General features: G+C 56.7%; 11 protein-coding genes. 8 read left to right on the top strand and 3 right to left on the bottom strand.

Annotated features, from left to right (window positions below):
* Positions 1–124: 124 nt before the first annotated feature.
* The 6 genes from Mal52_RS03070 (at position 125) to Mal52_RS29555 (ending at position 7,071) form a co-directional block, all read left to right on the top strand.
* Positions 125–1,999, top strand: a complete 1,875-nt coding sequence (locus tag Mal52_RS03070) for a DUF1598 domain-containing protein (protein ID WP_197534628.1) — start codon at positions 125–127, stop codon at positions 1,997–1,999.
* Between the two features lie 386 nt (positions 2,000–2,385).
* The gene (locus Mal52_RS03075) at positions 2,386–2,703 is read left to right on the top strand and encodes a tetratricopeptide repeat protein (protein WP_145374269.1); all 318 of its coding nucleotides are present in this window, start codon (positions 2,386–2,388) and stop codon (positions 2,701–2,703) included.
* Between the two features lie 9 nt (positions 2,704–2,712).
* The gene (gene metG, locus Mal52_RS03080) at positions 2,713–4,341 is read left to right on the top strand and encodes a methionine--tRNA ligase (protein WP_145374270.1); all 1,629 of its coding nucleotides are present in this window, start codon (positions 2,713–2,715) and stop codon (positions 4,339–4,341) included.
* Positions 4,342–4,576: 235 nt separating this feature from the next.
* A complete protein-coding gene (locus Mal52_RS03085) occupies positions 4,577–5,131 on the top strand; it encodes a zinc-ribbon domain containing protein (protein WP_197534629.1) in 555 nt (184 codons plus the stop codon).
* Between the two features lie 31 nt (positions 5,132–5,162).
* Complete coding sequence (locus tag Mal52_RS03090; RefSeq protein WP_145374272.1) at positions 5,163–5,846, top strand: metallophosphoesterase family protein; 684 nt, start codon at positions 5,163–5,165, stop codon at positions 5,844–5,846.
* 442 nt (positions 5,847–6,288) lie between these two features.
* Entirely contained in the window at positions 6,289–7,071 is a 783-nt protein-coding gene (locus Mal52_RS29555; protein ID WP_197534630.1) for a hypothetical protein, read from the top strand.
* A gap of 295 nt (positions 7,072–7,366) precedes the next feature.
* Here the strand turns inward: Mal52_RS29555 and Mal52_RS03100 are convergent, their stop codons facing one another.
* The 3 genes from Mal52_RS03100 to pyrF all read right to left on the bottom strand — a co-directional run bounded on the left by Mal52_RS03100 (position 7,367) and on the right by pyrF (position 10,860).
* The gene (locus Mal52_RS03100; protein ID WP_197534631.1) at positions 7,367–8,731 is read right to left on the bottom strand and encodes a hypothetical protein; all 1,365 of its coding nucleotides are present in this window, start codon (positions 8,729–8,731) and stop codon (positions 7,367–7,369) included.
* Positions 8,732–8,830: 99 nt separating this feature from the next.
* On the bottom strand, positions 8,831–9,790 hold the full coding sequence (locus tag Mal52_RS03105) for a GDSL-type esterase/lipase family protein (RefSeq protein WP_145374273.1): 960 nt from the start codon (positions 9,788–9,790) through the stop codon (positions 8,831–8,833).
* A gap of 125 nt (positions 9,791–9,915) precedes the next feature.
* Complete coding sequence (gene pyrF / locus Mal52_RS03110; RefSeq protein WP_145374274.1) at positions 9,916–10,860, bottom strand: orotidine-5'-phosphate decarboxylase; 945 nt, start codon at positions 10,858–10,860, stop codon at positions 9,916–9,918.
* 598 nt (positions 10,861–11,458) lie between these two features.
* Here pyrF and Mal52_RS03115 point away from each other — a divergent pair.
* Positions 11,459–11,809 carry a DUF3467 domain-containing protein gene (locus Mal52_RS03115; protein WP_145374275.1) on the top strand — a complete coding sequence of 117 codons (351 nt, stop codon included), beginning with the start codon at positions 11,459–11,461 and terminating at the stop codon, positions 11,807–11,809.
* 450 nt (positions 11,810–12,259) lie between these two features.
* Positions 12,260–12,712, top strand: a complete 453-nt coding sequence (gene rplM, locus Mal52_RS03120) for a 50S ribosomal protein L13 (RefSeq protein ID WP_145374276.1) — start codon at positions 12,260–12,262, stop codon at positions 12,710–12,712.
* Positions 12,713–12,769 lie beyond the last annotated feature (57 nt).

Raw genomic sequence — 12,769 nt, forward strand, 5'->3', positions numbered from 1 at the left:
CTCTCCGGTTGGCTGCGAAATACGCCGGATTGTGCTTGACCGTTTGATTTCAAAGTGCGAAGCTCGCATTCGTTGGTAAAAGCGTTTCTCCTTTATCACCGAAAGGCGGGCCATGAGCGATCGCATGAACCGTGCGCGCACAGCGCAGCAACACCGGACGTCGACCGGATCTTTCCCTCGACGAGACACCCAAGCTTCCTACGCGCGGAAATCGCGTCGACGCAACCGCGGCTCCTTGATCGCGGCGTGCACGCTGACGTTGGTTTTCATAGTCACCTCGATTGGAATCGCATCACGCTGGATGAACCGCCCGGCGGCAACTGCTGCGACGGGCCACCCCACGGCGACTAAAACGGCTCCAAACATCGCTGCAGCGGAGGTGCAAACTCCGCAACCGGCGGACTTACCTGCAGTCACAGCGGCCGCGATTGCGAGCCTGGATGTAGCGGCCGAAGAACTTCCCACCGAAGTGGCCGCTGTCGCGCCGGCCTATCAACCGGTTTTCCCCGATGTGGTCATACCGGTGGCAGCAGCATCGGCGTCGGGAGCAACGCCCGTCGCGACGCGAGAATTCGGACCACCGGCCCCACCTGCCGGGGGATCAGGCGCGGATTTTGATTCGCTGATCGATTTGATCACCACCACGGTCGAGCCGGATGGCTGGGAAGAGGTCGGAGGCCCCGGCACAGTTTCCTCCTTCGAGACCGGTGTCCGCGCCGATCCGCACAGCCAACTCGACCAAATGGCCCGCGTGGATCACGACCCCAGTTTGCAAAACTTGGCGGCGCAATCCGCGCCGGCCGCTGCACCTGTGGACGTCACCCAGGGAAGTTCGTTGCGGATCGTCTCATTGCCGAGACTAGAACGCATTGTCGCCCGCTATCGCGAAGCCGACGCGCCGCTGCCGGACGATGTGCGGTACTTGGCCGGATTGACGGCTGTGCGGTATGTCTTTGTCTATCCCGAACAGGGCGACGTGGTGATCGCCGGCCCCGCTGAGTTGTGGCAACTGGACGACGACGGCCGCGCACTGGGCGTCGATTCCGGACGGCCGGTGTTACAACTCGATGATCTGGTCACACTGCTCCGCGTCTTTGCTCCGTCGGGCAATGGTAGTTTCGGCTGCTCCATCAATCCCCGCGAAGCCAACTTGAAACAGTTAAAGCAATTCGTCGAAGCCTCGCAGGCGGCCGGTCCGTTGCGCCCTGGAGCGCGGAATGGTTGGCTCCGCGAACTGCGCGATCACATGGGCCTGCAGGACGTACAAATCTACGGCGTGCCCCGCGAGTCGCACGTCGCCCAAGTGATCTTCGACGCCGATTATCGGATGAAATTGATCGGCATCGGCAAATTAGACGGCGGGCCGAACGTCCCCAGCATCTTCTCGCTGTTGCGACGCAATGATGATATCCAGGGCGTTCCCCTGGCAGCGCTCCGTTGGTGGCTGACCATGAAATACGAAGCCGTGCTGCACAGTCCGCAGCGCGACGCATTCGAAATCCGCGGTTCATCCGTCTTGGTCCAGTCCGAAAACCAATTCGTGACCGCTCAAGGCCGGCGGATCCAGACCGGCAAAGCGGAACCGATCAACCGGGAATTTGCCGAGAACTTTACGAAGCACTACGACGAGATTGCCGAGCAATACAAGGTCTTCGCCGAATTGCAAAACCTGTTTGACATGGCGATGGCAGTTGCGATTTGTCAACGCGACGGTCTGTATGAATCCGTCGGCTGGGATATGGGCAGCTTCGCCCCCGGCGGAGCACATCAAGTCGCACAGGTCGAGACGCCGACGGAGATCGAGTCGGTCATCAATCATCGCGTCTACGGTGGACGCGACATCGTCGTGCAGGTCGCTGGCGGGGTCGTTGGCAATGTGCGGAAAATCGTCAACGACCGGTCACTGCAGGTCGAATCACAAGAACTGGCTCGCCCCCGCAAACAAGCCACGCTCGACGTAGCCACCTCCGCTCACTGGTGGTGGGACGCCGCTCCCTAATCGCCCATCCAGACCGTAGGGTGCGTCGCGACGCACCTTTCTACATAGGACAACAGTTTACTCTACATAGGACAACAGTTTACCCCAACGAATAACAGTGTTGTCCAACAACTGTTGTGCGAAAACCCTCACCCCGGCCCTCTCCCAGAGGGAGAGGGGGGTTGTTTTTTGGATGCATTGCGGCGCACAACATATGCCACGATGCGTTTAATGCGGCCACAATTGTTGACCTTCAAGTGAAGAATTCGACGGGCAAATTCTTGGCATCCCGATTGCGCGGGTCGCTAGCGGTAGGAAAACGGACCGTTCTCCCTATAATACATCGCGATAACATCACCCTGCGGATCGCGCCATCCGCGCACTTAACGCATAGCAACGAGGAAATTATGGCTACCCCGGACGAAATGTACGACGAAGCGACCGCTCTTAAAGAAGCAGGCGACCTCGAAGGCGCCGTTGCCAAGCTGGAAGAAATCCTGAAAGAGGACGAAGGGCACTTGTTGGCGCACTCTGCCTTGGCAGTCCATTTGCAGCGGTTGGGGCGGAATGATGAATCCATTGCGCATGCCGTGAAGGTCGTGGAGTTGGATCCCAAAGATTCGTTTAACTACACCCAGTTGTCAGTCATTTATCAGCGGTGCGGCAAGATTCAAGAGGCGGAAGATGCCATGGCCCGCGCCCATCAACTCCAAGCCGGCGGATGATGAACGCGCATGCCCGACCGATCGCGGTTTTACGTCACAACGCCGATCTATTACGTCAATGATCGGCCGCACTTGGGCCACGTCTATACGACGATGGTCGCCGACGTCGTCGCGCGGTATCACCGGCTGATTGGTGACGAGACCTTCTTTCTCACCGGTGTCGACGAACATGCGGCCAAGGTCTCGGAAAAAGCGGCCGAGATGGGAATGACCCCGCAAGCCTGGGCCGATCAAAACGCCGCCGCCTTTCGTGAAGTCTTCGAGCGGTTGGAAATCACCAACAACGATTTCGTCCGCACCAGTTCCGAGCATCACAAGGCGGCCGTCTCGCGCTACGTGCAGGCGCTGCTCGATTCGGGCGACGTCTACCAAGGGGACTACGTCGGCTGGTACGACGCGGGCCAAGAGGAATACGTTCCCGACAACAAGGCGCTGCAAAATGACTACAAGTCCGAGGTCAACGGTAAGCCGCTGATTCGCAAGTCGGAAAAGAATTATTTCTTTAAGCTCGAATCGTATCGCGAGCCGCTCTTAGCATTCTACGCACAGCGCGACGCGGAGGGCGTGCCGTTCGTGCAACCCGACGCCCGCCGGAACGAAATCGTCAATCGCATCAAAGAGATGGACGACGTCCCCATCAGCCGCAGCGGTTCGGGTGGTTGGGGAATTCCCGTCCCCGGCGAAGAGGAACAAACGATCTATGTCTGGATCGATGCGCTGTTCAATTACCTCACGTTCGTCGACACCGACGCCGACAGCCCCATGGGGGACCGCCGTCAATTCTGGCAAGCCGGAGCGGTGCATTTCATTGCCAAGGACATCCTCTGGTTCCATGCAGCCATTTGGCCGGCGCTGCTGTTGGCGCTGCAGAAATGTCCCGGATTCGAATGGGTCAACCTGCCGCGACAGGTCTACTCCCACAGCTATTGGGTCAGTGACTCGGGCCAGAAGATGAGCAAGTCACTCGGCAATTTTCTCGATCCCGCAGCCATCGACAATTACGTCGAGACATTCGGCCTGGATGCTTTGCGTTACTTCTTGAGCACCCGCGGACCGTTGGGCGTTTCCGACAGCGCGTTCAGTCCCGAGTTGTTTATTGAAGTCTACAACAGCGATCTAGCCAACACGTTCGGCAACAGTTGCTCGCGGGTCGCCAACATGATTGGTAAATATTTCGACGGACAACTCCCCGCACCACTGCCTGCCGACGATCCAGCGTACCTGCCACTCAAGCAATCCGACTGGGCCGGCGAATACATGCGGCATTTTGACGTCCTGGACCTGACCCGCGCCGGCGACGCAGCCCTGCAACCGGTGCGCGACGTCGACAGCTTCATCGAACAAACACAGCCCTTCCGCATGGCCAAAGACGAAACCCAACGACCGGCCGTCGGCACGGTGCTCTATCAATGCACCGAAGCCCTGCGCATCGCCTCGGTCTTATTGTGGCCGTTTGTCCCGGATGCGTGCGAAATCTTCTGGCAGCGCATCGGCTGCGGGGCGTATGCTGACATGCTGGCCGACAACGGCAGCGGCCATTGGGAACAACTCACCACCTGGGGCCAATTGAAGTCGGGCACGCCGATCGAAAAAGGGGCGGCGCTGTTTCCGCGGTATGATGCGGAGCGTGCGGGTTAGTTGGCTTTGCGACTCAACGCTTGAATCTAACAGCCCGACATCGCTTGCTAAAAAAACTTGATTTTCGCTCCCGTTCAACGATAGAGTCAAACCAAGGTGGCTTCAATTGTTCGGGCGTTTGAGTGCCCGCAGGAAACCTGTGCCCATGAGCTTGAAGTCCAGGTTGTGGCGATTATCAACGGTGGTACGCCGCTGGAGGGACTGTTTGCGTAAAAGAGCGAAGTCGAACGACAAGATGGACAGCGTCGACGTTGATCTGGGGGATCTTGTCCCGCACCCACGCTTCGGTGCGTTTCCTCATTTACCGGGCGGCACTCCCACAACGCTCGCCGTGCGCCAACAATACGCCTATCGAATGCAGATCGTTTTTCCTGAAACCAAAACTGCGGCCGATCCGGAAAAGCACAACTACTCCGTCATTCCCCGGGCATACTATGTTGACGTTCTCAAACAATGCCGTGACTGCAATCGCCGCTTCATATTTTTTGCACGTGAGCAACGCCACTGGTACGAGGAACTCAAGTTTGTGATCGATGCAGATTGTGTCCATTGTCCGGAATGCCGAAAGTCAACCCGCAAGTTGCGTCGACGATTTGCCAGATATTCCGAAACAATAAACGCTCCTGACCTCGATGATGATTCGCTGGCAACCCTCCTGTCGGATGCGGTTTTCCTTTGGAATCACGGGTTGTTAAACGACGAACAAAAATTGCGTCGGCTTCACAACTTGGGCATCAAACGCGTACCCGATCATCCGGTTGTGAAAACCATCACGCGACTGCTTGATTGAACCATTGAACAACGATGCAAGGGAAAACAACGTGCGCCTGCTCGCCATCGGCGACATTCACGGTTGCTACAACGCATTATCGACGTTGGAAAAACAAGTGCCGATCGCACCGGAGGATATGGTGGTCACAGTCGGCGATTACATCGACCGTGGACCTAGCAGCGCGCAGGTTTTGGATTGGTTGATTCAACGCGTTCGTGCTGGTCGGTTGATACCGCTATTGGGCAATCATGAACTGATGATGTTAGAGGCGCGGAATCATGGCGAACACTTTGACAATTGGATTTTCAACGGCGGCGATGCCACTTTGCAATCGTATGTCCCTGCAACTGAACGCGGAACATTGGCCAGTATTCCAGCAGCGCATTGGCAATTCTTGGAAAATGATTGCCGCCCTTTTTATGAAACTGAGACCCATTTTTTTGTGCACGCCAATGTCTATCCCAACGATCCGTTGGAGGAACAGCCTGATCACATGTTGTATTGGGAGCACCTGGACGAATGGTCGGTGCCACACGAATCGGGTAAAATCATGATCTGTGGCCACACACCACAGCGAACCGGCATTCCGCTCAACCTGGGGCATGCCCTCTGCATCGACACGCACGCCTATGCCGGTGGTTGGTTAACTTGCCTTGATGTGGCAGCAGGGCGATATTGGCAGGCAAACGAACAGGGGGAGACGCGCGCTGGGCTCCTCAGCGAAGCTGTCTGAGTCGGGATCGCAGTGGAACTAGTTCGGAGGATTGGTTCGGTGAATCCGATTGTCACATCGCCAAGCTTTGTGAACGCCGAATAAGTATTTCACTGCAAATAACTCACCCCAAGACCAACCAGCCACCGAACTTCCGGTGATCCTCGGTCTGGTGCCGGATATGCCGCTGGTCCGGGGAAATTCGGGACGGTTGATTCAAAAAATCCTTGCGTACGCTATGCGTATTTGTTCCAATTGATATGGAAAGTCGCTATGGACCGGGGCGGATTGCGTGGATCATCCTGCTCCGGGGTCGGCAATTTCAGGGCAGAACGGATGCTTCGTTCGTCGGCAATTCCATGAGAAATATCACAATAGCGCCGTTTTGTGCTAGTTTTGTTCAGTGAGGCCTGAGACGCACGCTTGCGGCTCAATTTCGGACACCTTGATCAGGAATACTTTGATGAATCCTATTCGACACAAAAAATCTTCGTTTATGTTAGCCGCCATCGCTGTGATTGCCTTTGGAACCTATGCGACCGGGCAAGTCCGTGTCGATGGGGAGCGCGGCGTTGGGGGAGCTTCCACCATTCATAACCATTTCAACTACGGCCACCACTACTATGGCGGAGGATATGGCCTGGGCTATGGCGGGTACGGGGGCTATGGCGGGTACGGGGGCTATGGCGGATACGGGGGAGTGACGGCTGCTGGTTCCACCGGTTATGGTGTCGGTCAAGCGGCACAGGGACTCGGCCAAGCCCGGCTTGATACCGCTCAGTCGGCGCAGATCTACGCGAAAACGGCTCATCAGTCGATGCAAAATCACAACTATGCCGTCAACAGTTACTACGCCAACAAAGATATCCACGACAAATACATGAAGGAACACGCCGGACCGAAAATCACTCAAGAAGAGATTGATAAGCTCGCCAAGGACGCCCAACCGGGACGCCTGGATCCTGCACAGTATGACTCGTCCAGCAGCTTGATCCATTGGCCGCCGCTGTTGCGGGACAAAGCCTTTACCAAGTCGCGGAACAAAATCGATCACCTGTTCAATGCACGCACCCCGGACAACTCGGGTGTCGATTCCGACAGCTACGGCGAGATCCAAAACGCTTGCAAAGAAATGCAAGCCACGCTGCGGGGCATGATCAAGAGCCTGCAACCGGTGACCTACGTCGCCGCCGATCACTTCATCAAAAGCTTGGCCTACGAAGCAGAATTCCCCCCGAAGAAATAATCGGGTAATTCTGCCAGCATGTAAAAAAGAGCGTTCGCGGGGAAATCGGCGAACGCTCTTTTTGTTTCTTTGACAGTCGATCTTATCGCCGCGCCCGGCTGACAATTATCGCGGGGTGACCATCACAAGGGTGGCCGCGATAGCTCCGCTATCGGGGCGGGCAGAGCCCGCAAGAAGCCGCAATTCCCACGTCCGCCAACCGGATAAGTATGATGAACAAAAGAAGCCGAACAACGGTTTCAATTCGCATTAGCAATTGCCGACCCCAGCAGCGTAGTCATGTTCCGCAACTGCCTCACTCCACCCCCAGCAACTTTCGCACCGCCCCCATCAATACCCCCTCGACCTCCGGGGCCGTGTTCGACGCCCGGGGACTGGTTTCGTATCCCCCTTGGCCGTAGGCCTCCTCGGTGCCGATGTAGCCGGGCGAGTAATCGCCGTAGGCGGCCATGGCGACGAACAGGTCCGGTCGTAGTTTGGCGGCGTTGAGTTGATACTCGACAAACAGTTCACCCGGCATGTGCAGCACGCGGGCTTTGCCGAGGGTCAGGCAGGCGATGTCGATTGTCGCTCCGGCGCGGGTCCGCTGCAGCATCGAGAGGTCGTGGGCGGCCGCCACGCGCGCGGCAGGCTTTGCCGATTCATCAGTGACGGTGGCTCGCAATTTCTCTTCATCCAAATGATCAGCCAGCGGCAATGAGACCGGGACCGTCTCCCAGCCGAAGGTTTCGTCCGTGACGGGAAATTTTTCCGTCGCTTCAAAGGCACGCTGCATGCCGTTGGCGAGTCGTCCGGCTAAACGCAAGCGGTTGTCGTGCGCGCCGTCGTTGTATTTACCCGCCCCGATATTCCCACCCGCGCCATTGAAATGGATGTGCGGCACCTCCAACGCATCTTCGCGTAGAATCCGCGACATGCCGGGAAAATCGGTGTCCGCCGCTCCAGTGCGATAATAGCTTTGCGGATGCGTCGCATAGTAGGTGATCACGGACAGCAGTTTGTCGCCGTCATAAAAGCTGATCGATTTCAAAAGCGGATCGATGGTCCCGTCGGGGAAGGCGCGAATTTTCGGATCCTTCGTGGCTGTGAACCGCATATGTTTCACCTTGCCATCGGGTCCCAAAATCCGCCGATTGGAAGCGACCTTTTCCACCTTGGCTTGTCCCAGCCCGATGTGCGTCACCGGTTGGGCTTTGTCGACAGCTGCTTTGGCTGCCGCCGCGGTTTTTTGCATGACTTCGCGAGCAAAGGCGACGTCGAACATCTTGCCGGAGAGTCCTTGCCCAGCCAGAATTTCTTCCACGCCCCAATCTAAACGCGGCGCGTCATGTTGATGCAACGCATGCACGGTGACCCGTTCGGTCGTCGTGCCGACGGCGCGGGCGATCGCTTCGCGAAAGCGTGTGTTCCCTTCGCCACCAATCCCAATCCAATCCACGGCGACCACCACGACCGGTTTTTCGTCGGTGACAAACACCATCCCCTTAAGCCACAACGAATTCCCCGCCCGCTCCATGGGGTTGTACGCCAAGGGAGCCCCAATCGGCGGCGTGACATCAACCGTAAACGGCGCGACTTTCAACGGCGCCTCGTCGGCCAACGAGGGGACCGCGGAGAATGTGAGCAGCATGACGAGAATTAAAAATCGGGGGCGCATCATCAATCGTAACCTCAGTTTTATCGAATAGCTTGTGAACAAGTTCTCCCCTCTCCCTCTGGGAGAGGGGTCGGGGGTGAGGGCTTTCGCACAGCGTGCTTTTTACGGTGTCGTCCGGATCTTTTCACCATACAACCGCACCAACGCCTCGGTGACACATTCGGCCATATACCGATTCCCTCGCGCATTGGGATGCAATCCATCATCGCTCAAATGCCGTGCCGCGTCGAGCCATAGACCGGGCGGCGCGTAGGGGCTCCACAGAACGAGGTTGCGAATTGTGCCGTCGGAGACCAACTCCAGGTCGTTGTCCCGCGTGAACTCACGTTCCAGGCCGCCGAACGGATCGATGATAAATCCACGCGGCACTTCCATCACGACCACTTCCGCGCCGATGTCGTGACAGGCATCGACGATTTTTTGCAGGTTCGCTTTGGTTGCTGCCCGCGTTTTGCCTTTGAGAAAATCGTGGCCGCCCAGTTCGATAACAACAATCTGCGGATTCGCCGCAATCAATTCGGGCAAAGCCTTCAAGGCATCGCTGGTGGTGATGCCATCGGTTCCCTGGTTGATCACCGGAATGGTGAGCAGCTTGGCCAGTTCGTCCGGATAGCCAAACGAGGTGAGACTGTCTCCCACACAAACAACCGGACGCTCGCCCTGCAATTGTGGCATCTCGCTGCTGTGTGCGGAGGTCCACCACATCCACGATAATGCCAACCAGGCCCCCCAAAGGGCGATCATACTGACGGCAACCCCCAGGCGGTTGCTAGAGACAGATGGTTGTTTTCGGGAACCAGCGCCGCGCCAAATCCCCACGGCCAACATCGCACCGGCCAGCAAATAAAAGGCCGAAGGCCAGTCCACATTTTTAACCAGCACAATGCTCGCGCAAACCAATAACGGAAGCCAACCCGGACGGCCGCGCGCGATCAACACGGTCGAGTACAGCAACCAACCCGCAATCATCCAAGGCACGGCAGCGGGAAACGTGATCAGCGAGGCAATCACACCACCGGCAATCGCCACGATCCAACCCAGCCGCTTAGTCGAAGTGGTCATGCGAGTCCGCCGTCATGAAGTTATTGGCTGGTGGGGTGTTTAGTTAAAAGAGATGTGCATCCGACAGCGCAGGTTGCCTCCCAGTTCGATGCCACTCCGTGTCCTCCGTGACTCCGTGGTAAACCCTACCCACCCAACGCCCCGGCTGGCGTGTGTTCCGCTAAGTCAGCGATCATGTCCCGCGTCGCCGCTTCGACGGCGGACTCCCATTGCTCGGGGGCGAATTGGTCTTTGTACTTCGCGTTGTTGTAAGCAAAGATGATGCCGCGGCTGCTGTTGACGATGGCGCCGAGACCGTCAGCGTCGAACGCGGCGGCGATGTCTTGGGCGGTTCCGCCTTGGCTGCCGTAACCGGGGATGAGGAAGTGCGTATGCGGCATCGCTGCCCGCAGTTCCGCTAACTCTTGGGGATAGGTGGCTCCCACCACGGCGCCGACGGCACCATAGGTTTGCTCACCGCGCGTCTCCTGTGCCAATTGTTCAACCGCCGCCGCTACATGTCGATAGTGCGTTTGTCCGTCGGCGATTAGATCTTGGAAACCGGCGGCGCCGGGATTGCTGGTGCGGACCAAGACATACAATCCCGCTTCGCGTTTGACAGCCACATCGACAAACGGCTGCAGCGTGTCGGGACCGAGATATGGATTGACCGTCAGTGAATCGGCCGACCAGGGAGCGGCGTTGCGGTCCGAGCCGGCGAGATAGCCGCGGGCATAGGCTTCGGCCGTGCTTCCGATGTCGCCCCGTTTAGCATCGCAAATGACAATCAGCCCCGCTTCCCGCGCGCGGCGAATGACCGATGCCAGCACGAGTGAACCGCTCGGCCCCAGTTCTTCGAAAAACGCAGCTTGCGGTTTCACCGCCGGGACCAGGGGGGCGACGATGTCGATGATCTGAAAACAAAACCGTTCATACGCCGTGGCTGTCGGATCGGAATAATAAGAATGTCCGCTCTTTGCACTGTCCATCAACCCCGGCGGCAATTGTTCCTTGCGGGGGTCCAACCCGACAACCACCGGGGCCCGTTTGGCGAGAATGGCCGAGTTGAGTCGTTCGATATAGGTGGCCATAGCTGATTGTTATCCTTGTTGTGGATGTATCAGTTTCCAAGCCCGGTTGAGCTTGTTCTGAAAACTTACGGATCCATGTCAACAGGCTGCGTAAGTGGGTTTGAAAACTTTTGTCGTGAGTACGTCCGTTTTTTAGGCCAAACCCCGGCGGAATGGCCTCGGTCCCGGCTGCGATTGTGGTGGCACGACGCAGCATGAAGTCTGGAGTGGGGATTTGGGCGAAGAAAACGGCGGAGACCGTGAAAATGCCCAGTTTTCTGTCGGAATTGCGGCTAGGGGCATTGTGTTGTTTTGCGGGGCAGAGATAAAGTATGGCGAGACGAGATTGTGGATTTCCGCCGGAGAAATTGAAAATCAACTCAGCGTCAAGTTTGCGGTTTGCCCGCGACTTCGTTGCTGTAATTTGAAGTCTTGCGGATTCCCTGCCTATTTACTAACCGCGCCGCACGTTACTTTGGCTTGTTTCTAACCAATTTCGAAACCCGATTCCGCCTGATTTCGAGGCGATACTTCGTATTCTCCGCGCGACGCGTCCGAGGGTTTTGGAATGATCTGTAAGTAACGCGTTATCGCTCAAACATCCCCTGAGGAGTCAGACATGGCAAAAGACAAATCCGCCAGCGCCCCAGCGAATCCAACAGATGCCAAAGGTCAGCCGGCGCCGCAAATCAGCTTCGATTCCGAACGAATCGCTGCTTTATACAGCAATTTCGCCCGTGTAACCGGGTCACCCGAAGAGTTGATCATCGATTTCGGGTTAAACCCGCAGCCTTTCGGCGGACAGTCCGAAGCGGTGCCGATTTCGCAGCGGATCGTGATGAATTATTACACAGCCAAACGGTTCCTGGGAGCCTTGCAAATGGCAGTGCAACGGCACGAACAGGCATTTGGTGTACTGGAAACCGACGTGAACAAGCGGGTCGTGTCCGGCGGTGCCCCGAAGAAATAGTGGGCTGCACAGGACAAGCTTCCTCCCGACTGGAAAAGTGGGGGATTTCCCCGCATGACCACGTCAGCGTTCGCTTTGGGGAATTGATTCGTCGGGAACCCCGGAATTTTGGCTCCTCAACGTTGAATCAAGTGTCGAAAGTCGCTAATCTTGCACGTTTCCGCGCCAGTCACTGTTGCGCTGCGCGGAAGGACGTTGAGGCGGCTTTCGATTCTCAGCGGCTGGCGAGCAGCCCGGTTGGTGTCTATTTTGACGCCAATGTAGCACTTGCTCAGTGTGTTAACCTATTGTGAATACGGGGGTTATGTTGAATCCCCGCTCCGTGTCCTGCCGGCGTCGAGAATCCGTTTCACGCGTCGACGACCGGATTTTATTAGTGTCACTCGCACCGTGTTTTTATGATGGCGGTGCAAATTGTTGTTGGGAAGTAGACACGTGGCAAAGACGTACATGGCAAAAAATATCGACGTGCAGCAAGATTGGCACGTCGTTGATGCGGACAATCAAGTCGTTGGACGATTGGCGTCTAAATTGGCAACGATTTTGATGGGCAAACACAAGCCGACGTACACTCCGCACGTTGATTGCGGTGATTATATTGTGGTTGTGAACGCCGAAAAGATCCGCTTCTCGGGGCAATCCATCGCACACGAAACCCATCCGTATTTCACGGATAAAATGCTGAATAAAGAGTACGACCGCTATTCCGGTTATCCCGGTGGTCGCCGCGTGACAACGGCAGCCAAGTTGCTGGAAACCAAGCCGGAGTTTATTCTCCGCGAAGCGGTCCGCCGCATGCTGCCCAAGTCAAAATTGGGTCGGGGTATGCTGGACAAACTCAAATTGTATGTGGGAGAAAGTCACCCGCATCAAGCCCAGAACCCACAGCCGTTGGACCTGTAGGTTTTGCTCGTTGTTTAAAGTTTGAATCTTTCAATTCTCAATAAACGATTAGACTGT

It is taken from the genome of Symmachiella dynata (assembly GCF_007747995.1).
In the GTDB taxonomy this organism is placed as follows: Bacteria; Planctomycetota; Planctomycetia; order Planctomycetales; family Planctomycetaceae; genus Symmachiella; species Symmachiella dynata.

Bases quoted from the DNA above. Each gene is read 5' to 3' on its own strand.
- Mal52_RS03070 (WP_197534628.1), top strand. From the start codon at position 125: ATGAACCGTGCGCGCACAGCGCAGCAACACCGGACGTCGACCGGATCT.
- Mal52_RS03075 (WP_145374269.1), top strand. From the start codon at position 2,386: ATGGCTACCCCGGACGAAATGTACGACGAAGCGACCGCTCTTAAAGAA.
- metG (WP_145374270.1), top strand. From the start codon at position 2,713: ATGCCCGACCGATCGCGGTTTTACGTCACAACGCCGATCTATTACGTC.
- Mal52_RS03085 (WP_197534629.1), top strand. From the start codon at position 4,577: ATGGACAGCGTCGACGTTGATCTGGGGGATCTTGTCCCGCACCCACGC.
- Mal52_RS29555 (WP_197534630.1), top strand. From the start codon at position 6,289: ATGAATCCTATTCGACACAAAAAATCTTCGTTTATGTTAGCCGCCATC.
- Mal52_RS03100 (WP_197534631.1), bottom strand. From the start codon at position 8,731: ATGATGCGCCCCCGATTTTTAATTCTCGTCATGCTGCTCACATTCTCC.
- Mal52_RS03105 (WP_145374273.1), bottom strand. From the start codon at position 9,790: ATGACCACTTCGACTAAGCGGCTGGGTTGGATCGTGGCGATTGCCGGT.
- pyrF (WP_145374274.1), bottom strand. From the start codon at position 10,860: ATGGCCACCTATATCGAACGACTCAACTCGGCCATTCTCGCCAAACGG.
- Mal52_RS03115 (WP_145374275.1), top strand. From the start codon at position 11,459: ATGGCAAAAGACAAATCCGCCAGCGCCCCAGCGAATCCAACAGATGCC.
- rplM (WP_145374276.1), top strand. From the start codon at position 12,260: ATGGCAAAAAATATCGACGTGCAGCAAGATTGGCACGTCGTTGATGCG.